We start from the raw sequence: 26,109 nt of genomic DNA on the forward strand, positions 1-26,109 counted from the left end.
GAAGGTGAAGCGGGCGTGGAGCTCGGTGGCCAGGACGGTGGAGACCACGGTCACCAGGGCGTTGGCGAGGGCCCAGGGCAGGAGGCCGGCGAGGGCGGCCACGGCGAGGCCGGAGAGGACCCCCGTCGTGCCGCCGCACAGTACGTAGCGCGTGAACGCCTTCATGCCCTGCCCCCTCGTTGGTGTTTCTTGCAGGGGAAACGCTACGTTGCCTTTCCTGTTCAGGCAACACGAAACCTCGACGATTCCGCTGTCTTTGCAGCTAGTTGCCGCATTATCGTTGCAACGAGTGGTCGCTAATGCAATAGGCCGTTGCGCTCGCGCTGCCCGTACGGACGGGGTCGGGATGACCGGTCGGGCAGGAGTGGCGGCGGGCCCCGACCAAGGGTCGGATTGGTACAGACCACCCGGCGGCCGCTGTGATAGAACGTCAGCTCCGTGACGGGGGAGACCCGGCACGCGCCCCTCCGCCGCGGAGGGTGGCGATGGGAGTGGGATGGCACTGACGGGGGTCGGGCGCCGGGTCGGGCAGCACGGTCTGGTGACGGCCTCGGCGGCCGTGAGCGTCCTGGTGACGGTGGCCGTACTGGCCTCGGTGACCGGACTGGCCGGCGCGGCGGCCACGGTCGGGGTCCGCGAACGGCTCGCCCGCGACGCGGCCGGCGCGGTGGAGGTGGACGCGCGCTGGAACGCCCAGGGCCTGCCCGCCGCCGACCGGGCCGTACGCGCCGCGCTGGCCCGGGTGATGGGCGGCACGCCGTTCCGCACCGAGACCGCGGTCCGTTCGGTCAGCGCCCTGGACCTCGAACTCCCGCCCGCCGGACGGCGGCTGACCACCGAGACCACCCTCGCCGCCCTCCCGGTCGCCCTTCCCGACCCCGGCCGCCACGCCCGCCTGCGCAGCGGCGGCTGGCCCGCAGGGGCCGGCGGCGCCGGGCTGCGGGTGGCGCTCCCCGAGAGCGCGGCCGACCGGCTCGGCCTGGACGCCGGCGGCACCGCGACCGTCCGCGACCCGGTCACCGGCGGCCCGCTCCTGCTCACCGTGACCGGCGTCTACCGCCCCGACCCGGCGGCCACCGCGCTCTGGTCCCACCTCGGGGGCGCCGACCGCGAGGCCCCCGAACTCCTGCTCGCCGACCCCGCCCAGCTCACCACCCTGCCGGCCTTCGCCGACCGCACCCTGGCCGTCTGGCTGGCCCGGCCGGAGCTCGGCGGCCTCGGCCTGCCCGAACTGGTCGGCCTGCGCGACCGGGTGGCCGCCTTCGCCGGGTCGACCACCGCACGCTCGGTCTACCGGGGCGCCACCCCGGCGCTGGCCGAGACCCGGGTGCGCAGCGAGTTCCCCGCCGCCGTGGACCGCCAGGCCGTCCCGGCCCTGAAGTCCAGGGCCGAGGCCGCCGTGCCGCTCGCCCTGCTGGCCGCCCTGGCGGCCCTGGTCCTGGTCCTGACGGCCCGTCGGCTGGCCGACTCGCTCTCCGCCGAGCGGGCCCTGCGGCACTCCCGGGGCGCCGGGGCGGCCCGGCTGCTGCTGACCTCGGCCGGCGAGTGGGCCCTGGCCGCCGTACCGGCGGCGGCCGCCGGACTGCTGCTGGCCGGCCCGCTGCTCTCCGCCGTGCTGCGCGCCTCCGGCGCCCACGGCGCCGAGCTGTCGGCCCTGGCGGTGAGCGGCGCCCGGACGGCCTGGTGGGCGGCCGGGTTCGCGCTGCTGGTGCACGGCGCCGCCCTGCTGCTGCCGTCGGCCGGGCAGCTGGCGGGCCCGGCCCGGCGGTGGGCCCCGCGCCGGGACGGATCGCGCCGGCTGGGCCTCCAACGGGCCGGGGCGGACCTGGCGCTGCTGGTGGTCGCGGTGCTCGGCCTCCTCCAACTGCGCCACTACCGGGGCCTGGTGGCACGGCGGCCGGCCGACGGCTTCGACGCCGCGGTGGACCCGGTGCTGGTGCTCGCCCCGACGGTCCTGGCGGTGGCCGGCGCGGTGCTGATGCTGCGGCTGTTCCCGGCGGTCGGCCGGCTGCTGGAGCGGGCGGCCCGCCGCAGCCGTGGCCTGGTCCTGCCGCTCGGCGCCTGGCAGTTGAGCCGGGAGAGCGGGCGGCAGGCGGTGCCGGTGCTGGCCACGGTGCTCGCGGTGGCCTGCGGCAGCCTGGCCGCCGGCGTGCTGGGCGCGCTGCCGGCCGGGGACCGGGACCGGGCCGCCTTCGCGGTCGGCGCCGACCTGCGGCTGACCGGCGTGTCCGGCCCGGTGGCGCAGCGTCAGGCCGCGCTGGCCGCACTCCCGGGCGTCACCGGGCTGACCCCCGTCGCCGAGCGGCCCGCCCAGGTGGGCGGCACGGTCGTGCAGACCGTCGCCGTGGACACCGCCGCGGCGGCGGCCCACGGACTGCCGTTGCTCCGCGCCGACCAGGCGGACCGTCCGGCCGCCGACCTGCTGGCCCCGCTGGTCCCGGCCGCGGCCGGGACGCCCGGGTCGGTGGACGGCCTGCCCGTCCCGGGCCGCCCCACCGCGCTGGAGGTGACCGTGCGGGCCACCCCGAACCGGCCGCTCGCGGGAGCCGAGCTGCACCTCTGGGTCCAGGACGCCAACGGTCTGACGGAGCGTCTGACCGCCCCGCTGCCCGCCGACGGCAGCCCGCACACCCTGACCCTGCCGCTGGCCGACGGCGAGCGCCGGGCCCACCCGCTGAGCGTCAGCCGCCTGGGCGTCCGCTTCCCGGCCGAGCTGGAGGCGCGCACCACCCTGGACGTGCGGGTGCCGCGGGCCGAGGCCACCGGCCCCGGAGGCAGGGCCGACCTCGCGCTCCCCGCGGGCTCCGGCTGGTTCCGCTCCGGCACGGCCTTCGGCACCCCCGCCGCGGTCGGCTGCCCCACCCCGGAGTCCGAGGGCGGCACGAGCAAGTACTCGGTGGGCTTCCCCGAGGACGCCTGGGCCACCGCCTGCAGCTGGCAGGGCGGCGACGGCGAACTGCTGCGCACGGTACTGCGCTCCCACGACCCCTCGGGGCGGACCGACCAGACCGCCCGGGACGCGGTCTTCGTGGTGCTCCCCGGCACCGGAACCGCCCGGCCCGTCCTCCCCGCCCTGCCCGCGGTCGCCGACCGGGCGCTGCTGGAGGCACTCGGCGCGGCGGTCGGCGACACCGTCCAACTGGGCTGGGAGCACGGCTCGCCGACCACCCGGCAGGTACGGATCACCGCGGCCGTGGAGGCCCTGCCCGGCGACGAACGGACCCGGGGCCACCTGCTCCTCGACCTGCGCTCGCTCGCCGCCGCCCGCGCCGTGGCCGGCCTGGCCCCGCCCACCGACAGCCGCTGGTGGCTGCGCAGCTCGGACCCGGCGGCCACCCTGGCCGCCGCCGAGGCCCGGGGCGAACTCGGCCGGGCGGAGAGCGTACGGGCGGTCGCCGACGAGCTGCGGGACGACGCGCTCCGGGCCGGCCCGCGCAGCGCCTGGCTGCTGGTGCTGGCCACCTCCCCGCTGTTCGCCGTGACGGCGCTGACCCTGCACACGGTGGGGGCCGCCCGGGCCCGGCGGCGGGAGTTCGCGGTGCTGCGCGCCCTCGGGGTGCGCCGCGGCGAACTGGTCTCCCTGCTGCGCGCCGAACAGGTGGCGGTGACCGCGCTGCCCGTCCTGCTCGGCGGGCTGCTCGGGCTGGTGCTGACCGGGCTGCTGCCGTGGGTGGTGCTGGACGACGACGCCGGGCCGCTGTTCCCGGCACTGCTGGCCGCACCGGGCCGTCCCGCCGCCGTGCTGACGGCGCTGGGGAGCGGGGTGCTGCTGACGCTCGCGGTGCTGGTACTCACCCGGCTGCTGGCGAAGGTGGACCTGGTGCGGGTGCTGCGGGCGGGGGAGGACGGATGAGCCGGGCGGTGACGCGGGTGCGGGGATCGGCCGACGTGGCCCGTGCGCACGGATCGGTGGCCGTGGGGTCGGGCCGTTCCGGGGACGGGGCCCGGGTGTGGGACGGGGCGGTCGTGGGTGCGGTTCGGGAGGACGAGGGGAGGGGCTCCGCATGCTGACGCTGCGTCTGATCCTGCGGGAGGCACGGATCGGCTGGCCGGTCGCCGTCGTCCTGGCGCTGCTGGCCGTGCTGCTCACCGCCCTGCCGCTGAGCTGGCCGCCGCAGTCCGACCGGCTGGCGGCCGACACGCTCGCGGGGCGGTTGGACCGCGCCCAGCGGGACGAACCGCTGCTCACCCTCCGCAGCACCACCGAGCCCAGGGCCTCCTACACCACCCTGCTCCCCGCGGAGGTGGGCCGGGGCAGCCTCGACAAGGCCCTGACCGAGCTCGGCGACGGGGTACGGCGCGCCGCGGAGCCGTCGCTCGCAGGGCTGCTGCGCTCCGCGCCCGGCCGGGCGGCCACGCCGACCGCCACCGCGGAGGGGCCCGGCGTGCCGACCTTCAACGGCCTGCCGCCCCTGCTCGGCCTGGCCTACGCCCAGCCCGGCCCCGACGGTCCGGTGGAGTACGTCCGGGGCCGGGCCCCGGCGCAGCCGCCGGCCGATCCGTTGGCCGATCCGCTGGTGGGGGTGGGGGCGGGGGCGCCGGAGGCGAGGCCGGCCGACCCGGCGCCGATCGAGGTCGCCCTCTCCGAGAGCGGCCTGGCGGGCCTGGGCCTGACGGTCGGTCAGCGCTTCGAGCTCAAGGGCGAGGGGTGGAGCACACCGGTGGTCCTGGTCGGGGTCTTCCGCACCGACCGGGGCGCCGCCCGGCTCTGGCAGCAGTACCCGCTCCTGGTCTCACCGGCGACCGTGACCTCCCGGGTCGGCCGCCAGCTCAACGGCCAGCTGCTCACCAGCTCCGGCGGCATCGAGCAGGCCGAGGCCCGGGGCAAGGTCCCGCTCGACCTGGCCTGGGACCTGACGGTGACCGTCGACCGCTCCGGCCGGGCCGCCACCCCGGCCGCGGTCGCCGGACAGCGGAAAGCGCTTGCCGCACTGCACGCGGTGGAGACCGAACGGCTCTGCGCCGCGGCGACCGCCGGGTACTGCGAGGCGGAGGACCACCGGATCCACCGGCCCGAGCTGATCGACCGCCTGGCCCCCGAGCTGGAGGCCTTCGCCGCCCAGCGCGGCCGTACCGAGCAGCTCCAGGGCTTCGCCCTGGTCGGCACGCTCACCGTGGTGGTGGCCACCGCCGTGGCCGCCGCACGGCTCGGCACCCGGCGCAGGGCCGGCGCGTTCGCGCTCCAACTCTCGCGCGGTGCCCGGCTGTCGGGCATCGCCGGCCGCCTGCTCGCGGAGTCCGCGCTGCCGGTCGGCCTCGGCGTGGCCGCGGGCCTGGTGCTCGGACGCGTCCTGGCCCCGCCGGGCGCGGAGCTCGGATCGGCGGTGCCGGTGGTGGTGGCCGCGCTGCTGGTCTGGTGCGCACCGGCCGCCGTCCTGCTCGCCACGTTCGGGCACGGCGCCGCCCTGCCGCGCTCGCGCCGGATCGTCCTGGAGGCGCTGGTGCTGCTCGCGGCCGGGGGAGGGCTGGCCGCGCTGCGCAGCCGGGGCGCCTTCAGTGGCGACGGCATCGACCTCCAACTGGCCCTGGTGCCGGTCCTGTTGGCGCTGGTCCTGGTGGTGGCGCTGGTCCGGGCGCTGCCTCCGCTGCTGCTGCGCGGCACCCGCTGGGCCCGCCGCTCCTCCGGCCTGGTGCCCCTGGTGGCGCTGGCCCGGGCCGGGGCGCAGAGCGGGGCGGCCGCGCTCGCCCTGCTGGTGCTGGTCCTGGCGATGGGCAGCGGGGTCTTCGGCGGCATGGTCGCGCGCACCCTGGAGGACAGCCGCGCCCAGACCGCCGACTGGCGCACCGGCGGGGCGCCCACCGCCCTGGTCGGGCCGCGCGGCCGACTGCCCGACGACCTGTCACGCGTCCCGACCGTGGGCCACCAGGTACTGGTCACCGGAGCCAGCGGTGAGCTCACCGCCCAGGAGAGCGGCACCACCGTCCCGGCCGCCGAACTGGTCGCCCTGGACGCCGAAGCCCTGCGCGCCGCCGTCCCCTCCTCGCCGCTGGCCGCCGCTCTGCTGGCGGCCCGGGAGGCCGGCCCGGCCGAAGACGGCGGCGCGCCCGCCGTCGGCGCCCCGGCCGGTGCTGCCGCCGTCGTCGGTGACCCAGCCGGCGGTGCCCCGGCCAGCGGTGCCCCGGCCAGCGGCGGAGCCGGTACCGGAGAGCGGGTGCTGACGGCCCTGGCCGACCCCGCGCTGGCCCGGGCCTTCCCCGACACCGTCCTGGAGGTGGCCGCCTTCGGCACCACCAACTTCCGGGTACGGGTGGCCGGTCCGCTGCCCGCCGAGGCGCTGCGCGACCCGGTCCTCGGGCCGGTGCTCGGCAGCGGGCAGCCGCCCGCCGCCCTGCTGGTCCTCACCGATCCGCAGGCGCAGCGGCAGCTGCCCGCCACCGGCGGCCACCCGTCCGCCCTGCTGCTCCACCCGGCGGCCGGCGGCCCGCCGGTGGACCGGGACGCCGTCCGGACGGCGGCCGGTGCGGCGTTGTCGCCGGCCGGGATGGTCGGCCCGGCGGTCGAACTGCGGGACCGGGCAGAGGAGTTCGCCGTCCTGCGGGACGACGGTCTGGCCCGCTCGCTCCGGCTCGCCTTCCGGCTCACCACCGGGACCGCCCTGCTGCTCGCCCTCGGCGCGGTCGCCCTGGAGCTGGTGCTCGGCTCCGCCGAGCGCGCCCGCACCACCTCCTACCTGCGCACCCTGGGGCTCGGCGGCGCGAGCGTGACGGCACTCCAACTGCTGCAGCTGCTCCCGCTGTTCGCCGCCTCGGCGATCGGCGGCACCGCGCTCGGAGCGCTGCTCCCCGCCGCCCTCGGCCCCGGCCTGGAGCTGCGGTCACTGACCGGCGGACCCTTCGAACCGGCCGTCCGGGTCGACTGGACCACCACCGCGGCGCTCGGCGCCGCACTGGCGGCGCTGCTCCTCGGGGCCGCCGCACTGGAGGCGGCGGTCAGCCGCCGACGCGGCCTCGGGGCCGTGCTGCGACTGGGGGAGGCACTGTGACCGTCCGCTCGACCGAACCGCCCGTGCGCACCGCGGCCGACGGCGGCGGCTCCCGGCCACCCGCCGCCCCCATGGTGGCCTGCGAGAGTCTGGTGCGGATCTTCCGCACCGGCGCGGCCGGCCGCCGCGGCACCGAGGTGCAGGCCCTCCAGGGCCTGGACCTCACCGTCGAGGAGGGCGAACTCCTCGCCCTGGTCGGGGCGTCGGGCTCCGGCAAGTCCACCCTGCTGGGCATCCTGGCCGGCCGGGACACCCCGAGCGCGGGCACCGTCCGGGTCGCGGACACCGACCTCTCCGGGCTCGGGCGCCGGGCCCGGACGGCGTACCGGCGCCGCACCGTCGGGGTGGTGCGCCAGCAGACCGCGAGCAACCTGCTGCCGTACCTGACGGCCCGGGAGAACGTCCAGCTCCCGATGGCCTACGCGGGCCTGCCGCGCCGTCAACGGGCCTCCCGCACCATGGAGTTGCTCGACCTGATGGGCATCGAGCGGTTGGCCGGGCGCACCCCGGGCGCGATGTCCGGCGGCGAGCAGCAGCGGGTGGCGATCGCCGTCGCCCTGGCCAACCGCCCGCGGCTGCTGCTCGCCGACGAGCCCACCGGCGAGCTGGACAGCTCCACCTCCGAGGAGGTCTTCGGCGCCCTGCGCGCCGCCAACACCGAACTCGGCACCACCGTCCTGATCGTCACCCACGACGCCCTGGTCGCCGACCAGGTCCGCCGTACGGTCCGGATCCGCGACGGACGGATCTCCACCGAGGTGCTCCGGCACGCGGAGGAGGCCGGCGCTCCGCTCGCGGGCCAGGAGTACGCCGTCCTGGACCGGGTCGGCCGTCTCCAACTCCCGCGCGAGTTCACCGAATCGTTGGGCCTGGCCCACCGGGTGCGGCTGGTCCTGGAGGAGGACCGCATCACCGTCTGGCCCGACCGGGACCGCCCGGCCTGACCTCCGCTCCCCGCCCCGCCCTGACCGGCCGTCAGCCGCGCAGGTACGCCAGGACGGCCAGCACCCGGCGGTGGTCGGTGTCGGCCGGGGGCAGGTCGAGCTTGGCCAGGATGTTGCCGATGTGCTTGGCCACCGCCGCCTCGCCGACCACCAGGCGGGCGGCGATGGCCGCGTTGGAGCGGCCCTCGGCCATCAGCGCCAGCACCTCCCGCTCACGGGCCGTCAGGCGCTGGAGCGGGGCCCGCTGATGGCCGAGGAGCTGGCGCACCACCTCGGGGTCGATCACGGTCCCCCCGGCCGCGACCCGTTCGACCGCGTCGACGAACTCCTCCACCTCGCCGACCCGGTCCTTGAGCAGGTAGCCGACCCCGGCACCCCGCCCGGAGTCGAGCAGCTCGGCGGCGAAGGTCTGGCCGACGTACTGGCTCAGCACCAGGACGGCCGGCGAGGGCCGCCGGCTCCGCAGGGCGACGGCCGCGCGCAGCCCCTCGTCGGTGAAGCCGGGCGGCATCCGGACGTCGGTCACCACGACGTCCGGGGCGTGCTCGGCCACGGCCGCGAGCAGTGACGGGGCGTCACCGACGGCCGCCACCACGGTGTGCCCGAAGCGTTCCAGCATGCCGACCAGACCGCCGCGCAGCAGCGCGGAGTCCTCGGCCAGCACGACACGGACGCCTACGCGCTCGGACACGGTATCTCCACGGTGATCACGGTCGGCCCGCCGATCGGGCTCGACACCGACAGTGTGCCGTCCGCCGCGGCCGCCCGGTCGGCCAGCCCCGCCAGTCCGGTGCCGGCGGCCGGGTCGGCCCCGCCGGTGCCGTCGTCGTGGACCTCCACCACCAGCACCTCGCCGAGCAGCCGGCCCCGGACCTCGGCCCGGGAAGCCCCGCTGTGCTTGGCCACGTTCGCCAGCGCCTCGGCCACCACGAAGTACGCGGCCGCCTCGACCGCCGGCGGCATCCGGCCGGGCAGCGCGACGTCCACCGCGACCGGCACCGGCGAGCGGCCGGCCACCTCGGTGGTCGCGGCGGCCAGACCCCGGTCGGTCAGCACCTGCGGGTGCACGCCGCGGATCAGCTCGCGCAGCTCGGCCAGCGCGAGGCGGGCCTGGTCGTGCGCCTCGGCCACCCGGAGCGCGGCGGGCGAGCCCTCCTCCAGGTCCAGCCGGGCCATCCCGAGGGCGATGGTGAGCGCCACCAGCCGCTGCTGGGCCCCGTCGTGCAGATCGCGCTCGATCCGCCGCCGCTCCACCTCGAAGGCGTCCACCAGCCGGGCCCGCGAGCGGGCCAACTCGCCGATCCGTGCCCCGAGTTCGACCTCCCTGGGTGAGAGAACCGAGCGGGCGAAGGCCGCCCGCGCGCCGGCCCAGACGGTCACCGGGAAGGCCGCCACCAGCAGCAGCACCGGGGTGGCGAGCAGCAGCAGGGCGAGGCCGTACCAGGGGAGGAACGGGTCGACGACGATCTCGGTCACCGCCATCACCGGCAGCGCGAACGAGGCCACCAGCACCCCGAGGTCCAGCCACCACAGGGCCAGCACCGACACCGCCACGTACCCGAGTTCGCGCCAGGTCTGCTGCTCGCGCAGCCGGACGGCCAGCCAGGCCCGCACGCCCGGCAGCTCCGGCGCGCGGTGCGGGTCGGGCGCCGGGTCGAGGTCCACCAGCCGCAGCCGCCACCGCTCCAGCCGGGCCACCACCACCCCCGACAGGCCCGCCGCGAACAGCAGCGCGAACCCGACCAGGAAGAGCGTCAGCAGCGCGCCGCCCACCAGCAGGCCGAGCAGCACCGCCCCGGTCGCGGCGCCGGTGAGCACCCCGGAGACCAGGTAGCCGAGCGACCGCCAGGGCCAGGAGGAGGCCAGGAAGTGCACCGGGTTGCGGGTGATGGCCTGCCAGGCGGTCCGTACGGTCACCCGGGCGACTCTAGCGAGCCGCTCCGGCGCCGGCAGTAGTGCTGGCTCTACCCCCGGGACTCCAGCCCGGGCCCGTGATCCGCGCCGGTCGGGCCGCTTGGCTGGGCCCATGACGATCCATCGAACAGAACGAGTCGGGACCGTACCGGCCGGCGCCGCCCGGGCCGGCGGCGCCCCGGTTCCGGCGGAGGCGGTGACCCTGCGGGACGTGCGCCGGGTGCACGGAACGGGCGAGGGCGCGGTGACCGCCCTGGACGGCGTCACCCTCGGGTTCACCGCCGGGAGCTTCACGGCGGTGATGGGCCCCTCCGGCTCGGGCAAGTCGACCCTGCTGCACTGCGCGGCCGGCCTGGAGCGCCCCACCGGCGGCACGGTACTGGTCGCCGGTACCGACCTCGGCCCGCTCGGCGAGCACGAGCTGACCCTGCTGCGCCGCGAGCGGATCGGCTTCGTCTTCCAGTCCTTCAACCTGGTTTCCTCGCTGACCGCCGAGCAGAACGTCGCCCTCCCGCTCCGCCTCGCCGGCCGACGGCCCGACCGTGCGGCGGTGCGCGCCGCGCTCGCCGAGGTCGGCCTGGCCGACCGGGCCGGGCACCGGCCCGCCGAGCTCTCCGGCGGCCAGCAGCAACGCGTCGCCATCGCCCGGGCGTTGGTCACCGGCCCCGAGGTGCTCTTCGCCGACGAACCGACCGGCGCCCTGGACACCGCCTCCTCCCGGGAGGTGCTGGCCCTGCTGCGCGGCGCCGTCGACCGGCACGGCCGGACGGTGGTGATGGTGACCCACGACCCGGTCGCCGCCGCCGTCGCCGACCGGGTGGTCTTCCTCGCCGACGGCCGGGTGGCCGACGTGGCGCACGGCCTCGACGCCTCCGCCATCGCCGTCCGGACCACCCGGACCACCCGGACCACCCGGACGGAGGGCTGACGTGCTGTCACTCTCCGCGCTGCGCCACCGCCGGTCCGCCTTCGCCGCCACCTTCCTCGCCCTCTCCCTCGGCGTCGCCCTGATCACCGCCGCCCTGCTGGTCCAGCTCTCCGCCCGCCCCCGGGTCCCCGACCGCCTGGCCGGGGCGCCGGTGTACGTGCGCAGCGGCGAGGTGCCCTGGTCGCCCGAGACCGTCCGGGACCTGACCGGGCGGATCGCCGCCCTGCCCGGGGTGACCGCCGTGCTCCCGGACCACCCCTTCTACGCCCAACTCCTGCTGGACGGACGGCCCGTGGGGCCTGGCGAACGCGGTTCCCGGCAGGGCAACGCCTGGTCGGCGGCGGCCCTCGCCCCCTTCCCCCTACGGACCGGCCGGGCTCCGTCCTCCCCGGGTGAGGTGGTGCTCGGCAACTCCCTCGGCAGCTCGCCCGGCGACCCGCCCGGCCTCGCCCCCGGGGCGACCGTCACCGTGCTGACGGCGGCCGGACCGGTCCGGTGGACCGTCACCGGCACCGTGGACGGCACCGGCCTGTACGTGGCCGACGCGGAGGCGGAGCGCCTCGCGGGCGGCGTCCGGCTGTTGGGGGTCCAGGGTGGTCCGGAGACAGCAGCCGCGGTCACCGCAGTGGTGGGCGAGGCGGGGGAGGTCCTCAGCGGTGAGCGGCGGACCGCGCTGGAGGAGCCGGGCCGGACCGCCGTCCGCGAGATCGGCGCCCAGGTGCTCTCGGCGACCGTCACGCTGGCGGCCTTCTCCTCGGTCTTCGTGACCGCCTCCACCTTCGCGTTCTCGGCCGGGCTGCGGCGCCGTGAGTTCGGCCTGCTGCGGGCGGTCGGGGCGACGCCCCGTCAGGTCCGCCGCGCCGTCCTCGGCGAGGCCCTGGGCGTGGCGGCGGTCGCCGGGGCGGTGGGCGCACTGGCGGGCACGGCGGTCGCCCCGTCGTTCGGGCGGCTGCTGGTCTCGGCGGGCTTCGAACCCCCGGGCTTCACCACCGTGATCACCGCCTGGCCCCCGCTGGCGGCCTGGGCAGCGGGCCTGCCGGTGGCGGCCGCCGGTGCCTGGGCCGCGGCGCGGCGGGCCGGGACGGCGGCCCCGCTGGAGGCGCTGCGCGAGGCGGCCGACGACCGGCGGCCGATGGGGCGCGGGCGGCGGATCGCCGGCGGTGTGTTCGCGGCGGCCGGGCTCGGGCTCGTGGCCGCGCTGGTCGGTGCGGAGGGCCAGGGCCTGGTCACCACCTCGCTGCTGGCCGCGATGGCGCTGCTCACCGCGGCGACCGTGCTCGCCCCGGCCGTGGTGCCGCCGGTGGTCCGGCTGGTCACCCGGCCGTTCGGCCGGCGCGGGGGAGCGACCGGACTGCTGGTCCGGGAGGGCGCGCTCGGTGCCGCCCGGCGGACCGCCTCGACCGCCGCCCCGGTGATCGTCACGGTCGGGTTCGCGGTCCTGGTCCTCGGTCAGAGCGCCACCATGGCCGAGGCCTACCGCAGCCGCGGCACGGCCGCCGTCCAGCACTCCACGGTGGTCCGGCCGGCCGGCACCCCGGGCCTCTCCGACGCGGTCCTCGACGCCCTCCCACCGGACTCGACCACGGCCTCCACCACCGTCGGCGCCCGGCTGGACGGCGCGGCTGGATGGGTCAACGCGGTCTCCCCGGCGGCCTTCCGCCCCCGGGTGCTGGCCGGCTCGCTCGCCGACTTCGGCCCGCCCGGCACGGCGGTCGCGGCCGGGCCCGGCACTCCCGACGGCGCGGCACCGGGGATCGGCGACACCGTGGCCGTCACCTTCGCCGACGGGCAGGTCGTCCCGCAGCGCGTGGTCGCCGTGGTGGAGGCCCCCGACACCCCCGGCCTCGTCATCCCACGGGCCACCCTCCGGGCCCACGACCCGGACGCCCTCACGGAGTTGGCGTACGTCGACGGCGTACCGCCCGACTCCCTGCGGGGCGTGCTGGCCGGGCTGGGCGCGACGGCGGTGTCCGGCGCCGACTACCGCTCCGACGCCTCCGCGCGCGACGACGAACTGGTCCGGATCTTCGTACTGATCCTGATCGCGGTGTCCGTGGCCTACACCGGCCTGGCCATCGTGAACACCCTGGTGCTGGCGGTCTCCGGACGCCGCCGGGACTTCACCGTCCTGCGGCTCACCGGCGCGACGGCGGGTCAGGTGCGCCGCGTGGTCGCGGCGGAGGCCGCGCTCGTGGCGGGCACCGGCGCCACCCTCGGCCTCACCGTCGCCCTCGGCGCCCTGCTCGGCGTCCGCTCCGGCCTGTCGGCCGACCTCGGCCGCCCCGTCCACCTGCTCCTCCCGGCCGGGCCGATCCTCACCGTGCTCGCCGCCTGCGTCGGCTCGGCGGTCCTGGCCGCCGTCTCCGCCGCCCGCCCCTCCCCGCACCGCCGGGACTGACGGACCGTCGGGAGGGGCGCGGCCGGCCGCGGGTTAGAGTCCAGATCATGAACGTGGACAGGACCCAGTGGTACCGGATCGCCGACCTCCTGCCGGAGGCGGCCGCGGCGGAGGTCAAGGACTGCTGGGAGACCGGCGAGCAGGAGGCCGGACTCCGGCTGCTGGTGGAGGGCCTGCTCGCCTTCCAGGTACCCCTCGGCGGCGCGGACCGGGCCCTGATCGCAGTGTTCACGGAGCAGTGGGGCGAGCGCGAGGTCCTCGCACCGGGCCTGCTGCGCTGCCTCGGTGACGGCACGTCGGCCCCCGTCCGCCTCCTCGACGGCGAGGCCGACGAACTCCTCCCCGGCGGCCCCGACCTGCCCGGGCTGGTGCTGGTCCCCTGGATGCGCTGCAACCGCTGCGGCCACTACCTCCTGCGCGCCCACCGCTGGGAGGACTGGGACGACCTCTCCCACGACGCCGAGCACTACGCCACCGCCTCCGCCGACCTGGCCACCCTCCTCCGCACCTTCCCGGGCGACGCCCTCCCCGAGGCCTTCACCGACCTCCTCGACCACTGCCCGTCCGCCCGGGTCTAGTACTCCAGTGAGAGTCCTTCGTTTTCCCTGGTCAGCGGCCTGGTGGCGGCGAGTGTAGCCGGGCTGCGCCGGGGGTGGAGGGGTGTTCGCGGGGACGTCGCGCGAACGGGTGGCCGCGGCGCATGTAGTGGCAGCGCCGCGGACAGCTCCTCGGTGTGAATGACGATCTGGCGGATGTGTGGGACCGGGAACTGACCGAACTCTTCTTGCGGATCGGGGCTCGCTTCACGCGGGTGGAGCCGCGGAAGCGGATGCGGGAATACGTGTGCGGGCTGTTGGGTCCGGTAGGGCGGAAGTCGAGCTGACTCCCAGCCGTCGCTCGGGGTCCCAGGCACTCGGCCCCACGGCCCGACCAGAGGAAGCTCGCTGGTCAGAGCCACTGTCGCTTCGTAGGATCAGGCGATGATCAACGACGGCGACGCACCGCCTCAGGACCTGGTCGACGCCGCAGACGTGCTCTACGCCGTGCGGGACCTTCGGGCTCCGCAGTCCGACCGTGCAGGAGCGCTCACCCTGTCCCAGCGGTAACAGCCCAGTTCCTGACACTCCGCCGGAAGCCCGGTGCACCAGCTCGGCCCCGGAAGTGGTGCGGTGGCTGCCGCGTTTCGATGTCAGTCGCCTGGTAAGACTGTGTGCACAAGTGAGCCTCGCAGGTGGGTAGTTGAATTATCACGGGGGGAACCGTGTCCTACTTCGTCGAGCTGCCGCTGGACTCCGTCGACGAGACGGCAGAGGCGGTTCGGGCAATGATCGAGAAGGCTGGGGAGGGCCTGGTGGAGGTGGCCCGGCCAGGGCAGGTGGTCGCGAGGGTGCCCCGGTCGCCGGGCGAGATGCTGGTGGGGGTCCGGCCGGCTCCGCAGGACTTTGTCGATGGGTTCCGAGGTCGGGCGCACGCTCCGGATGAGGCCGCCCTCGAGTCCGGCCTGTCGTTGCCGACGCAGGCCGATGTGGTGATCTCCAGTACGGCCACAGAGGCGAAGTTCAAGGTGTCGCTGACCTGGAACCGCGTGCCGGTGCCCAGTGCCGGCCCGACCTCGTGAGCGTCCCGGGGCCCTCCGGCCCCGAAGCCCTGAACTCCGCACTGCTGCGGGTCCACGACCATCGCGGCATACCTGTGGGGTTGGCCTTCCTGGTGAGCCCGGACTTGGCGTTGACCTGTGCCCACGTCGTGGTGGCCGCACTCGGACTGGAGCACGGTGCATGGCCGGAGCCCGGTGACGGACCGGAGGTCGACCTGCCGCTCCACGGAGCGGCAGGTCGGCCGCGAGTGCGTACCACGATCGAACGGTGGGTCCCGAGGGAGCGGGACGGGACCGGCGACGTGGCGGTGTTGCGCCTGGGTGCCCCGGTGGCCGGGGCCAGGGCCGTAGGGCTGGTCCAGGCTGGGGACGTCTGGGGCCACAGCGCCCGGGCGTTCGGAGTACCGGTCGGCCGCGACGGCGGGGTCTGGCACTCCGGCATCCTGCGGGCCTCACAGACCGAGGGGCTGCTGCAGGTCGACATGGAGGCCAACGGCTACCGGGTGTCCCCCGGCTTCAGCGGCGGACCGGTCTGGGACAACGAACTCGCCGGTGTGGTGGGCATGATGGTGGCGGCCGAAGCGGCCAGTCCTCCGTCGAGCTACCTGATCCCGACCGAGGGGCTGCTGGCAGCGTGGCCGGAGTTGGCCGACCACGCGCTGCCGAAGTCTCCCTTCCGCGGGCTGGCACCTCTCGGCGAGGCCGACGCGGGACTCTTCCACGGACGGCAGACCGAGACTGTGGAGCTGACCGCCCTGGCCCTGCGGGAGCGGTGGACGACACTGGTCGGCCCGTCCGGGGCGGGCAAGTCGTCGTTGGCGATGGCCGGAGTGGTGCCGCGGCTGCGGTCGCTGGGGGTCGTGCCGCTGGTCGTGCGCCCGTCCTCCGGCGCCGACCCGCTGTCCGCCCTGGCCGCAGCGCTCCTGCGGATCCTGGATCCGGGCCTGTCCAGGCCTGACATCGCGGCACGGACCCCCGACGTGGCGGACCACCTGCGGCGCCGGGGGCTCGGTGACCACACGGCCCAGGTGCTCGAGGCCCACGCCGGGCACCGTCTTGTGGTGGTGGTCGACCAGTTCGAGGAGCTCCTGGCTCGCTCGACACAGGTTGTGGACGACCTGGCCGAAGTGCTCTTCGCCGAGAGCCTGCCGCCAGCCGTGGGGGTGCTGGTGACCTTGCGGGCGGACTTCCTGGAGGAAGTCCTTGCCCATCCGCGTCTCGGGCCGCTGTGCAGCCGGCAGCTCTACGCCCTCGGGCCGATGACCGAGAGTCAGCTGCGAGAGATCGTCGGGGCGCCGCTGCGGACCACTCCTGGGGTCCGCTACGAGCCGCACCTGGTCGAGCGCATCCTCACCGACACCGGCAGCGACCCCGGCGCGCTGCCGCTGTTGAGCTTTGCCCTTGACCTGCTGTGGCGGCAGCGCCGGGGCAGCCTGCTCAGCCACCAGACCTACGAGGAGATCGGGCGGATCGAAGGCGCACTGAACAGCTACGCCAACCAGCAGTGGCGTCTGCGGGTCAAGGCGGATGACGACACCGTGGCCAAGCGCCTGCTCACCCGCCTGGTTCGGCTCCCGCTGGGCACCCAGGCCGCCACCCGGCGCACAGTGCCCCGGGCGGAGCTCGGGGAGGACGAGTGGCGCGTCGCCCAGCACCTGGCCGTCGGCCGCCTCCTGGTGCTCAGCCACAGCGCGGAGGGCCAGCAGGTCGTCGAACTCGCGCACGAGACTCTGATCAGCGGTTGGGAACTGCTCCGCGAGCAGGCCCGCGAGGACCGGACCTTCCTGGAGTGGCGGGAATCGCTGCGTCACGACCTGGAGCGCTGGGAGGCCGGCGGACGCGCCGCCGACCTGTTACCGACCCTCCCCGCGCTTGCCGCGGCCCAGCCGTGGCTGTCCGAGCGGCGGGCGGAACTGACGGGCGATGAGATCGTGTACCTGGCGGCCGGGCACCGCCACCACCGCGCACGCACCCGTCGACGGAGGGTGGTTCGCGCGCTGCTGGGCTCGCTGGCCGCGCTCGCGATGGTGATGGGAACCCTGGTCGCGGTCACCAGCCGGGAGGCCGCCGAGCGCCGGGCGGACGCAGATTCGCGCGCGCTCGCCCAGGCGTCGCAAGACGAGGCCTCACACGACCCGGCGCGCGCGGCCATGCTGGCCATGGCCGGCTACGACGCCGCGCCGACCCAGGAGGCGCGCAACCAGCTCCTGCGCGAGTACGTGACGCACCGTCAGGACGACCGGATTCTCTCCGGCCTGCTGGGAAAGGTCGGGGCGTTCGCCACCAGCCGCGACGGCGACGTCGTACTGGTCCGGACCGATCTCGGCCGGGCGACCCTGTTCCTGCACGCTCTGACCGGTACAGTCCGCAGCATCCCGCTCGACGCCGCCTACGTGATCCAGCCGCTGGTCACCCCCGACGGCCGACGGGCGGGATTCGTCAACTCCAACGGTGCAGCGGGGTGGTTCGACATCGACCCCGGCGCGGCCGACCCGGTGGGGCCGCTTCACCTCCTGCCGGCGACCTCGCTGGTCGAGAGCTTCCCGTTCAGCCCTTGGGACCGGGCCGCGATGTCGGCCGACGGCCGGTTCATCGCCGTTGGCTGGGACCACCGACTGGTCTGGTGGGACCTCACCGCCGGGATCGTGGCGGGTGACCTGAAGGTCCGCCAGTACCTGCGGCGCCATGTGTGGCTGACCCCCGACGGGCAGACCCTGCTGGCCGAGACGGGGTCGGAGGAGGAAGTCTTGGTGGCGGGCCTGATCGCCATCGACACCACCAGCCGTTCGGTCCGGACCGTTCTCGCGGACCGTACCCAGAGTCTGCTGCTTTCCGGTGATCGCGACACGGTCGTCGTCCAATACGAAGAGAAGGCCGAGAGCGACGGAGTGGCCCGGTCCCGAGCTGTCCTGACGCGGCACCGCACCTCGGACGGCGCGCCGGTGGGACAGCCGTTCCGCAGTGACGGCATCGCGATCGACCCGAGGGCGGCGGACGTCACCGGACGCAGGGTGGTCACGGGTGCAGCGGATCGCCTGAGCGTGGTCGATCTTGATCAGGGGCAGATGGTGGCCCGGTTGACGGCATCGGCGCCCGCAGTGGGATTCGCCCGCGACATGGCCGTACGCGGCGACAGGCTGTACCTGGCCGAACTGCGGGACAGCGCCATCGTCTACGTCCAGGTTCCGAGTGAAGAGAGCCTCATCACGGCAACTCACGTCGAACTCATAGGGGAGGGCGGCAGTGAGGTGCTCAAACTGGCCGACGGCCGGTACCAGCTCCGCACCGCGGGGGAGGACTCCCAGGTACTGGCGGAGACTCCCGCGGTCCCGACTACCTGGGTCGACCGGGAGGACCTGCTCCGACTGAACGTCGACAACACCCTCGTTGCCCTACGGGACGGGGCCAACACCGTGATGATCCGCGAGACCGGCACGCTGCGCCCCTCTGTCCGGATCACTGCCACGCCTCCACCGACGGTCCACGGCAAGCCCGGCGAGCTCAGGTACCTCTTCGACTTTGGCCGGCCCGGTGACCTTCTTACGGTCTCGGGCACCACGGTCGAACGATGGGACACCCGCACCGGCCTTTTGCGGACCCGCCTCGACATCGCGACCGTCCTCCGCGACCCCTATCCCAACGTCAGCGATTATCCGCAGGAGGGCATGGTGGTCGCGTGGAGCGAGGGCAGCCCCGTCCTCAACGTCATCGAGCTGAGCACGGGCCGCATCACCGCCTCACTCGACACCGGCCACAACGACATCACCGGCGTCGGGTTCGACTCCGAGGGAAAGTACTTCGGGCTGATGCTCCAAGGTGCGAGGGTGGAAATGTGGCGCCGTGAGCCCCTGCGTCGCGAGGTTGGGCCGCTGCCGGGAGTGACCGGAGTAGATCAGCAGGAGTGGGACGCCCGGTTCCTCGACGGCGACGGTCGCTTCATGATCGCAGCCAACAACGCGGTCCGTATCTATCGGCCCGGTAAGCAGGCGTACGTGGACTCGTACGACTTCGGACGCCGAGCGGACAGCCAACGGCAGAACCCCTTCTCCTTCCACAGTGTGGCCAGGGGCGGCAAGGCTGTTCTCTACTCCGACGAGAAGCGGAACGGTACGACCCTCGTCCTCGATCCGGCCGACTGGCGCAGAAGACTGTGCCGGATCATCGGCTACCGGTCCTTCACCGAGGACGAACGAAGGAGCCTGCCTGTACAAGTGCCGACCCACCCGCTCTGCCCGCCCCCTTGAGCCGGTACGGGAACGGATCGCCGCCACCGTCTGACGACCCGCCTGCAGAGCGGGGCTGCCGGTCAGATGACCGGCAGCCGTCCGGCACGGGTGAGCCTCCGCACTGTGCGCCAGCTCATCGGGCGCCGCTGTTGTCACCAGCCAGGGAGCGAGCCAACTGGGTACAGCGGGTCGCCCTTGACCGGCTCACCTGCGGCAGCAAATCCTGCCGCAGGCCTCCGGCTAGTGTGCTGCGCCAGAAATCCTGAGGGTCAGCTTTGCTCTGTTTGCCGGTTGGTGGTTCCGACCTTGGTGAGGTAGTCGGCGAGGGAGTTGAGGATCTCGTCGGTGGTCTTGGTCCAGGTGAAGGGCCGCGGGTTCTCGTTCCAGGTGTCGATCCACGCGGCGATGTCGTCCTCCAGTGCCTTCACGGAGATGTGGACACCACGGCGGATGAGCTTGTCGGTCAGCAGGCCGAACCACCGCTCCACCTGGTTCATCCAGGAGGAGCGGTGGGGGTGAAATGGACGTGGAAGCGGGGGTGCTTGCCGAGCCACGTCCTGATCTCGGAGGTGTTGTGGGTGGCGTAGGTGTCGCAGACGAGGTGCACGTCGAGTCCGGCGGGCACCGCCTTGTCGATCGTGATCAGGAACTCCTTGAACTCGATCGCCCGGTGGCGGTGGTGCAGTGCCGATATGACGGTGCTGTCGGCGATGTTGAAGGCGGCGAACAGGCTGGTGATGCCGTGCCGTAGGTAGTCGTGGGTGCGGCGTTCGGGCATGCCCGGCATCATCGGCAGCACTGGCTGGGACCGGTCCAGCGCCTGGATCTGGGACTTCTCGTCCACGCAGAGCACGACCGCCCGGTACCAGTCCCGGCGAGGCCTGCGGATCGACACCGGACACGGCGAACTCAGCGCCGAACGGCATCTCGAGGACGCCGCGTTCGACATCGCCGCGGCCTGGCAGTCGAACATGCGGGCCGTCGTCCACGTGGCCCGCCAGCGGGTGCTCCGGAGGGGCTCCTCGACCTCCCCCGGGGACGAACTCGCCCGCGACGAGGAGGCCTGGAGCCCGTTGCGACAGGGGGCGGCCCGCCGTTCGCTCCGCCGCCGGGCCCCGAAGCGCCGCCGGCACCGGGCCTGTCGTGCACTGCTGGAGAACCGGCCGGTCTCCGTCACACCCCGGTCCTACGGTGAGCCCATGACCGAAATCGCAGTCCTGGCCCGTGTCCACACCGGCGACGGCCCCCCGGTGGAGCAGTTGACCTGCCACCCGCGCCTCCCGCTGGCGGCCGCCACCGCCGCCGGCAGCCGTCTGGTCCGGATCTGGGACTTCGCCGACGGGCAACTCCGCGAGCTCGCCCCCGTCGGCGTCGATTCGGAGCCCGCGGACGACCGGTCCGCCTGGTGGCCCGGCGGCTGCCTCCCGCTGGCCTGGCACCCCGAGCAACCGCTGCTCTTCGTCACCGACGGAACCGCCCTGACCCGCTGGACGCCTGACGGTCCGTCGGCCGTCGAACCCTCCCCGACCCCCTACCAGTGCCTCGCGTTCAGCCCCGACGGCGGCCACCTCTGGGCCTCGCCGTCCGCCGACGGATGGGAGACCTCCGACGTCCTCGACCTCGCCACCGGCGCCACCACCACGGCCCGCGGCTGGGACACCGGCGTGGCCGCCCACCCCTCCGGCGAGCTCCTCGCCACCCTGGTCAGTGACCAAAGCACCACCTTCTGTCTCTTCGCCCGCCCGGCCGGGGGCACGATGCGGCAGCTCCGGAACGCCCTGATCCTGGACGTCGACGGCTACGGGACCCCACTGTTCAGCCCGGACGGACGACACCTCGCGATCCGCGGCAACGCGTACTTCGACTCCGTGGACGTCTTCGAACTCCCCTCCCTGCAAAGGGTCCTGTCAACCTCGCTCGGCGAGCCCGACGATCCCGGCCAGTGGCCGCGCCAGAACCTCGCGTTCGGTGCCGCACCGGGCGTGCTCTGGATCGGCTCTCCCACCGGAACCCTGATCGAACTGGACGTCACCGCCCGGTCGGCCGTCGAGCACGACCTGCTCTCCGGCCTCTCCCTCTCCGCCCTCACCGCCACCGCGACCGGCCACCTGCTGGCCGCCCGTGCCGACGGCGAACTGCTCCTGCTGTCGACGCACCCCACCGCCCCCGCCGTACTGGGCGACGAGGCCGCGACGTTCCTGGCATCGACCGACGACGTGCCGGAAGACGGCGAACTGGAGCCCCACCTCCTCATCACGGACGGCAGCGGCACCTGGTCCCAGGGCGACCTTGCCGCCGTGACCGAGACCGCCGCGACCGATCCGACCTGGCTGCAGCTACGAGCCGCCGTCAACCGCGCACCGGCCGACTAGGGTGCGTGTCTGGTGGTGATCAATGTGCGGGTTTCGGCTGTGTGGCCGCGCCCGGACCGGTAGACCGTGTCGAGTGACGCGAGTGCAACTGACCGATGCTGACTGGGAGTTCGTGTTCCTGCAGCTCAAGGGTGTGATCCGGCGGTTTCGCACGGGTGGTCAGTGGCGGTCAGTGGTGGGCGATGCCTCGGGAGTTCGGTGCCCCGGTCGACGGTCCACAATCGCTTCCGGCAGTGGAGGGACGTCGGGGTGTTCGACGCGATGGCCGCGTTCGAAGCGGGCCCCGGCACGGACCAGGGCGACGAGCCGGTGCATGACGTGCACGGGCACCCTCGGAGGCTGAGGGGCCGAGGGGCGTTCAGACGGTGCTCGACCGGGCCGACCTGGGGCGGGTGCGCAGGTCGGGCAGGCGGGTGGTCTCCTCGGTGGTCGCCAGGCCCTGGTCGAGGGCCAGGAGTGAGAGCAGTTGCACCGGGCGGCCGGTGCGGGCTGCGGCTTCCAGTTTGTGGTGGCCGTCGAGCAGGAAGTGGGTCAACCCCCAGTGGCGGTAGTGGTCGTCGGGGGTGCCGGCGGCGGGTTCGCACACGTCGAGGGTCGCCACCGCCACGGCCGTCGGGACGGCTCCCCGCTCCATGAGCAGGGCGTACTCCTCGACGCGCTCCCGTGTGTTCCAGGTCGGCGGGACCATCGGGACGACGAACTCGTAGAGGTGGGCGGCGGCGTCCACCGCGGTCTCGAAGGTGCGGTAGTACGGCGTGTGCGGGTACTCCGGCAGGCCCCAGAACTGGTCGACTCCCCAGGTGGTCACCTGCTCCTCGCCGAAGTAGTCCCCGGCCTTGCCGGGAACGATCAACCGCGGCTCCACCCGCAGCAGCATCGGCAGGTACTCGCCTTCGGGCAGCAGCGCCCCGAAGGTCTCCAGCACACCCTCGTCGAACCCGGCCAGTCCTTCCGCGAGTCGCTCCAGCGTGTTCTCCGGTGACAGGGTCTCCGTCGACCCCTCCAGACGCCGGAACAGCAACGGACAGGTTCCGCACCAGAAGCTCAGCTCGAACGCCGGCTGCCCGTCGACCGTCAGCACCCTGCGTCCGGCCGCACCCTTCCTCTCCTCGACCGCGAACTGCAACCGGGCACCGCCGTCCGCCACCCCGAGCCTCCGCGGCCCGCTCCACATGATCGTCATGGGCCCCACGGTACGACGACGAGCCTCTCGGTGGCACCGGAGACCGACGCCTCGTAGCGCTCGCCGTCGTCGCCCTGGACCCGTGCGTGCAGCAGCTTCGCCACCTGACACATCTTCAGGATGACGGCGTCGCCCGGGTTCTTGGTCGAGATCCGCCCGTCCCGCCACCACAGGGGCCAACGGTCCGACTGCCCTTCCCCCAGGACGACCTCGACGTCCCCGGCCCAGTCCTGCGGGGACGGGATCATCACCAGTTCGGGGTCGGCCTCCACGACCGCCCGCCACTCCGGAGCACTGATGTCCTCGCCCTCGTCGTCCCACCAGTTCGCGCGCAGGGTGAGGTGGATGTCGTAGCCCATGGCCGACCACCGTAGACATCTCAGCGAGCCAAGATGTCAAGCCGTGCCAGCGGCCATGAGCGCCTCAGAGCGGGTCGTGCCCCGGTGGTTGGCTGAGCACGGGTCCGTGTCAACCGTCAGGACAGTCCAACCGGGGCCGGTCTCAGCGGCTGACCGTTCAACTCGTGGGCATCCTCTTCGTCCCACCACAGATCGCCCTCCTCGGTGAGGTAGGGGTGGAGGTCGCGGACACCTCCACCGTGGTGAAGTGCTTGCGCGACGGCGTGAAGGAGATGTGCGAGCCCAGGCCACGAGTCGGTGAAGTCTCCGCCGTCGCTGTGGCCGGCCCAGCCCAGACGCCCCGCCTGTGGGCTGGGCCGTTGGTCGATGACCTGTGCCACGCCGTCGGCGCTCTCTGCCCAGGGCACCCAGAGCGGATGCCACCAGGGCTCATCGTCCCAGGTGCGGGTGGTCAAGCCGTCGTTCTCGGTCGCGACGTTCATGCAGGTCTGCCAGCGGTCCACGATTCCGCTCACCGACAGGGGAGACTGCTCGGGCAGGAGGGTCGCCCAGGTGCTCAGCCCGTTGTGGCAGCGCAGTGACTCGGCGAGGTCGTTGGGCAGCTGGATGCCGAGGGTCTGTTCCGCGTCCCGAACCTCGTCCGGTGTCGCCGGAGGGTTGAGTACGGCGAGGTCGGCAGCGGAGTGCGTCGCCAGCCAAGCGTCGATCCGGCGCCATGACTCTGACGGGGGCAAGATCTGCTGACTCATGACGTCATCCTGCCTCACGTGTCCGACGCGGCGGACCAAGGGCTCGGCTGCTTGCTCGGGCAGTGAACCGATGGGTCACGCGGCGGCCGCTGCTGACGACGTGACAGGGGCAATGAAGGCTTGGCGTTCGTCGAAGAGCTGGCGGTTCTGGAGGCAGTGGAAGAGCTGTCCGAGGAGTCGGTTGAAACATCTCAGGGCGCTAGGACGTCAAGCGGTAGCCGGGGCTGACAGTGCAGTTGCTGGCTGGGCATCAACTTCCGGCAGGAGCTGGACCACTCCGACCCACGTGGACTCGCTGGACCAGTCGTGGAACGCGCGGACCCGCCAGCGGCCCGCCGGCACAGGCACCGGGGCCTGCTCGGGCTGGCCCCTGCCGTCCGGGTAGGGCACACCGAGGCTCTGGCCGGCCTCGGCCGAATCCATCAGGACGGCCGGTCCGTCGGTCTGCCACACCCCGCAGTCCTCCCACGGAGTCGTCGGATCGTTCAGCATCGCCTCGGCGGCGGCGAGCAACTCGGCATCGGAGTCGGCGGCGAGCCAGCGCACGAAGGCTCGCCGCTCAGCGATGTAGCAGGTGCTGGAGGGCTCGTCGCCCAGCACCAGCGCTGAGACGGTGCTGTGGCCGGTCAGGCTGATCACCTCGGCCAGGTCCCCGACCGCACAGGCGCGATCGTAGTCGTCCGGCTGGTCACCGTCTCCGACGATCATGCCGGTCTCGGTGCAGCCGTCCCACTGCTCCAGCGCGGACACCGGGACGACAATCAGCGGGCCTCCCATGGAGTCGACCCAGCCTGGCTCGGGGGCCTCATGGTCAGCGTGTCGATCAGAAGTCATGCGCGCAGTGTGACGCTGGGCTGTGACAGCTGGGCGGACCGGGGCTGTCCCTCGGCGGTTACGCCGCCGCTGCAGCGGGCCCTTGCGGGACTGAGAAGGCGTGTTGTTCGTCGAAGAGCTGGCGGTTCTGGAGGCAGTGGAAGAGCTGTCCGAGGAGTCGGTTGAGACATCTCACTGGGCGTTTCGTCCCTGGTCCTGAGGTTCATGTTCCGCGCCAGGTGGGGGGTGGTCTCCCCGGTGAGGCGGCGGGTCATGAGGTTGATCATGGCGACGTGGACCATGGCTTCGGAGCAGGCCGGCAGTGCTTCGTAGTCGCGGGCGAGGCGGCGGTGGTTCATGAGCCAGCCGAGGGTTCTCTCGACGACCCAGCGGCGGGGCTGGACGACGAATCCCCTGGTAGCGGGGTCGCGTCGGACGATCTCGAGGTCTATGCCGAGAGTGGCTGCGTGTTCGATGGCGGCGTTCTTGTAGCCCATGTCGGCCCAGGCCTTGCGGACGGTGGGGTGCTCGGCCGAGATGCGGGTCAGCAGGCGCCGGCCGGCGGCGTTGTCCTGGACACTCGCGGCGGTGACCAGCACCGCCAGCAGCAGGCCGATCGTGTCGGTGACGATGCTGCGTTTCCTTCCCACGATCTTCTTCGCGGCGTCGATGCCCTGGCCGGCGGCGGGGACGTTGGTGGAGGTCTTCACGCTCTGCGAGTCGAGGATGCAGGCCGTCGGCTCCGGGTCGCGGCCCTCCGCGGCGCGGACCAGGCGCCGCAGCAGGCTGTTGAGCTGCTCGAACAGGCCGTCTTTCTGCCAGCGGGCGAAGTAGGCGTAGACGGTTTCCCAGGGTGGGTAGTCGTGCGGGAGGTAGCGCCAGGGGATGCCGGTGCGGTCGACGTAGAGGATCGCGTCCAGCAGGTCGCGCAGGTCGTGCTCGGGTGGGCGGCCGAAATCCAGGGCGCGTTCGGTGCGGGCCTGGCGCCAGGCGGTCAGGGTGGGCTCGACCAGTGCCCAGCGGGCATCGGACAGGTCACTCGGATACGGCCGACGATCCGTCATGATGACGGCATACTGCGGAACTTCACTTCGGCCCAGAGCCCTCGTAGCTCAGCACGCAAACTCGCCCCAGCCAGGCGTCCTGGGATGAGACAGGACGAGAAGTGCAAGTCAGGCGCGGTTCCGTGCACACACTTCACTCCTGCCATTCCAACCCCAGGGCCGCCACAGGCAACACGCCTGGGAGGGCCCCGAAACAGGAGCAACAGATGTATTCAGGAGCGAAACGCCCAGTCAGGGAGCCAAGGCGTCAAGCGGTAGGCCAAGTCGACCGTGCGGCGTACCGCTTCTGGGCCAGCTATGTCCTCGACGCCCTCCGGCGCTGGAAGCGAGCGCATCGTTACGAAGCATGAAAATGAGGGGCACGGAACTCGATCCTGTCAGTACGGTCGGGCCACCCCGGACCATGAGGAAGCAGCGGTGAGTGAGTGGGACTTCGACAAAGAGATGGTGGAGGAGTGGGCCTACACCGGGGCTTCCCCCTGAAGTGAGGACACGTCTTATGCGGCTTGCGTGAGTGTAGTTGAAGTGGTCGCGAGGGTGGCTTCGTAGGTGAGTGGGCTGACGTGGCCGAGGTGGGAG

General features: G+C 73.8%; 16 protein-coding genes and 2 pseudogenes. 10 read left to right on the forward strand and 8 right to left on the reverse strand.

Going from position 1 to position 26,109, the window contains the following annotated elements; all coding sequences use genetic code 11:
* The first annotated feature begins 496 nt into the window (after nt 1-496).
* From ACIA8O_RS04805 to ACIA8O_RS04815, 3 genes are all read left to right on the forward strand, one after another.
* Entirely contained in the window at nt 497-3,853 is a 3,357-nt protein-coding gene (locus tag ACIA8O_RS04805; RefSeq protein WP_396292081.1) for an FtsX-like permease family protein, read from the forward strand.
* Between the two features lie 151 nt (nt 3,854-4,004).
* Entirely contained in the window at nt 4,005-6,983 is a 2,979-nt protein-coding gene (locus tag ACIA8O_RS04810) for a hypothetical protein (RefSeq protein ID WP_396292082.1), read from the forward strand.
* A complete protein-coding gene (locus ACIA8O_RS04815) occupies nt 6,980-7,927 on the forward strand; it encodes an ABC transporter ATP-binding protein (RefSeq protein ID WP_396292083.1) in 948 nt (315 codons plus the stop codon). Before ACIA8O_RS04810 ends, ACIA8O_RS04815 begins: the two co-directional genes overlap by 4 nt.
* 31 nt (nt 7,928-7,958) lie before the next feature.
* On the opposite strand, the gene ACIA8O_RS04820 is transcribed toward ACIA8O_RS04815, so the two are convergent.
* Both ACIA8O_RS04820 and ACIA8O_RS04825 read right to left on the reverse strand, forming a co-directional pair.
* Nucleotides 7,959-8,591: a response regulator gene (locus tag ACIA8O_RS04820; RefSeq protein ID WP_396292121.1), complete on the reverse strand. Its 633-nt coding sequence runs from the start codon at nt 8,589-8,591 to the stop codon at nt 7,959-7,961.
* 11 nt (nt 8,592-8,602) lie between these two features.
* Nucleotides 8,603-9,844, reverse strand: coding sequence for a sensor histidine kinase (locus ACIA8O_RS04825; RefSeq protein WP_396292084.1), 1,242 nt, complete (start codon nt 9,842-9,844; stop codon nt 8,603-8,605).
* A gap of 109 nt (nt 9,845-9,953) precedes the next feature.
* On the opposite strand from ACIA8O_RS04825, the gene ACIA8O_RS04830 reads away from it, so the two are divergent.
* The 6 genes from ACIA8O_RS04830 (at nt 9,954) to ACIA8O_RS04855 (ending at nt 19,008) form a co-directional block, all read left to right on the forward strand.
* On the forward strand, nt 9,954-10,769 hold the full coding sequence (locus ACIA8O_RS04830; protein WP_396292085.1) for an ABC transporter ATP-binding protein: 816 nt from the start codon (nt 9,954-9,956) through the stop codon (nt 10,767-10,769).
* Nucleotide 10,770: 1 nt separating this feature from the next.
* Nucleotides 10,771-13,167 carry an FtsX-like permease family protein gene (locus ACIA8O_RS04835; protein ID WP_396292086.1) on the forward strand — a complete coding sequence of 799 codons (2,397 nt, stop codon included), beginning with the start codon at nt 10,771-10,773 and terminating at the stop codon, nt 13,165-13,167.
* Between the two features lie 47 nt (nt 13,168-13,214).
* Nucleotides 13,215-13,745 (forward strand): hypothetical protein, encoded by a 531-nt coding sequence (locus ACIA8O_RS04840; protein WP_396292087.1) that lies wholly within the window; start codon nt 13,215-13,217, stop codon nt 13,743-13,745.
* Nucleotides 13,746-14,147: 402 nt separating this feature from the next.
* Nucleotides 14,148-14,273 (forward strand): hypothetical protein, encoded by a 126-nt coding sequence (locus ACIA8O_RS04845; protein WP_396292088.1) that lies wholly within the window; start codon nt 14,148-14,150, stop codon nt 14,271-14,273.
* Nucleotides 14,274-14,428: 155 nt separating this feature from the next.
* Complete coding sequence (locus tag ACIA8O_RS04850) at nt 14,429-14,785, forward strand: CU044_2847 family protein (RefSeq protein ID WP_396292089.1); 357 nt, start codon at nt 14,429-14,431, stop codon at nt 14,783-14,785.
* Between the two features lie 92 nt (nt 14,786-14,877).
* Complete coding sequence (locus tag ACIA8O_RS04855; protein ID WP_396292122.1) at nt 14,878-19,008, forward strand: trypsin-like peptidase domain-containing protein; 4,131 nt, start codon at nt 14,878-14,880, stop codon at nt 19,006-19,008.
* 251 nt (nt 19,009-19,259) lie between these two features.
* Here the strand turns inward: ACIA8O_RS04855 and ACIA8O_RS04860 are convergent.
* Nucleotides 19,260-19,852 (reverse strand): annotated as a pseudogene (locus ACIA8O_RS04860) (IS630 family transposase); the annotation flags it as partial.
* Between ACIA8O_RS04860 and ACIA8O_RS04865 the strand changes: the two are divergent.
* Nucleotides 19,767-21,362 (forward strand): TolB family protein, encoded by a 1,596-nt coding sequence (locus ACIA8O_RS04865; protein ID WP_396292126.1) that lies wholly within the window; start codon nt 19,767-19,769, stop codon nt 21,360-21,362. The pseudogene ACIA8O_RS04860 and the gene ACIA8O_RS04865 overlap by 86 nt on opposite strands.
* 358 nt (nt 21,363-21,720) lie before the next feature.
* Here ACIA8O_RS04865 and ACIA8O_RS04870 read toward each other — a convergent pair whose 3' ends face one another.
* From ACIA8O_RS04870 to ACIA8O_RS04890, 5 genes and pseudogenes are all read right to left on the reverse strand, one after another.
* Nucleotides 21,721-22,545 carry a hypothetical protein gene (locus ACIA8O_RS04870; RefSeq protein WP_396292090.1) on the reverse strand — a complete coding sequence of 275 codons (825 nt, stop codon included), beginning with the start codon at nt 22,543-22,545 and terminating at the stop codon, nt 21,721-21,723.
* Entirely contained in the window at nt 22,542-22,904 is a 363-nt protein-coding gene (locus tag ACIA8O_RS04875) for a hypothetical protein (protein ID WP_396292091.1), read from the reverse strand. The genes ACIA8O_RS04870 and ACIA8O_RS04875 overlap by 4 nt, the downstream gene beginning before the upstream one ends.
* Nucleotides 22,905-23,020: 116 nt before the next feature.
* Nucleotides 23,021-23,653: an SMI1/KNR4 family protein gene (locus ACIA8O_RS04880; RefSeq protein WP_396292092.1), complete on the reverse strand. Its 633-nt coding sequence runs from the start codon at nt 23,651-23,653 to the stop codon at nt 23,021-23,023.
* A 207-nt stretch (nt 23,654-23,860) separates the two neighbouring features.
* Nucleotides 23,861-24,487, reverse strand: a complete 627-nt coding sequence (locus tag ACIA8O_RS04885; RefSeq protein WP_396292093.1) for an Imm21 family immunity protein — start codon at nt 24,485-24,487, stop codon at nt 23,861-23,863.
* 202 nt (nt 24,488-24,689) lie between these two features.
* A pseudogene (locus ACIA8O_RS04890) lies at nt 24,690-25,530 on the reverse strand (IS5 family transposase).
* Between the last annotated feature and the right edge of the window lie 579 nt (nt 25,531-26,109).

The organism is Kitasatospora sp. NPDC051853 (assembly GCF_044452665.1).
Classification (GTDB): Bacteria; Actinomycetota; Actinomycetes; order Streptomycetales; family Streptomycetaceae; genus Kitasatospora.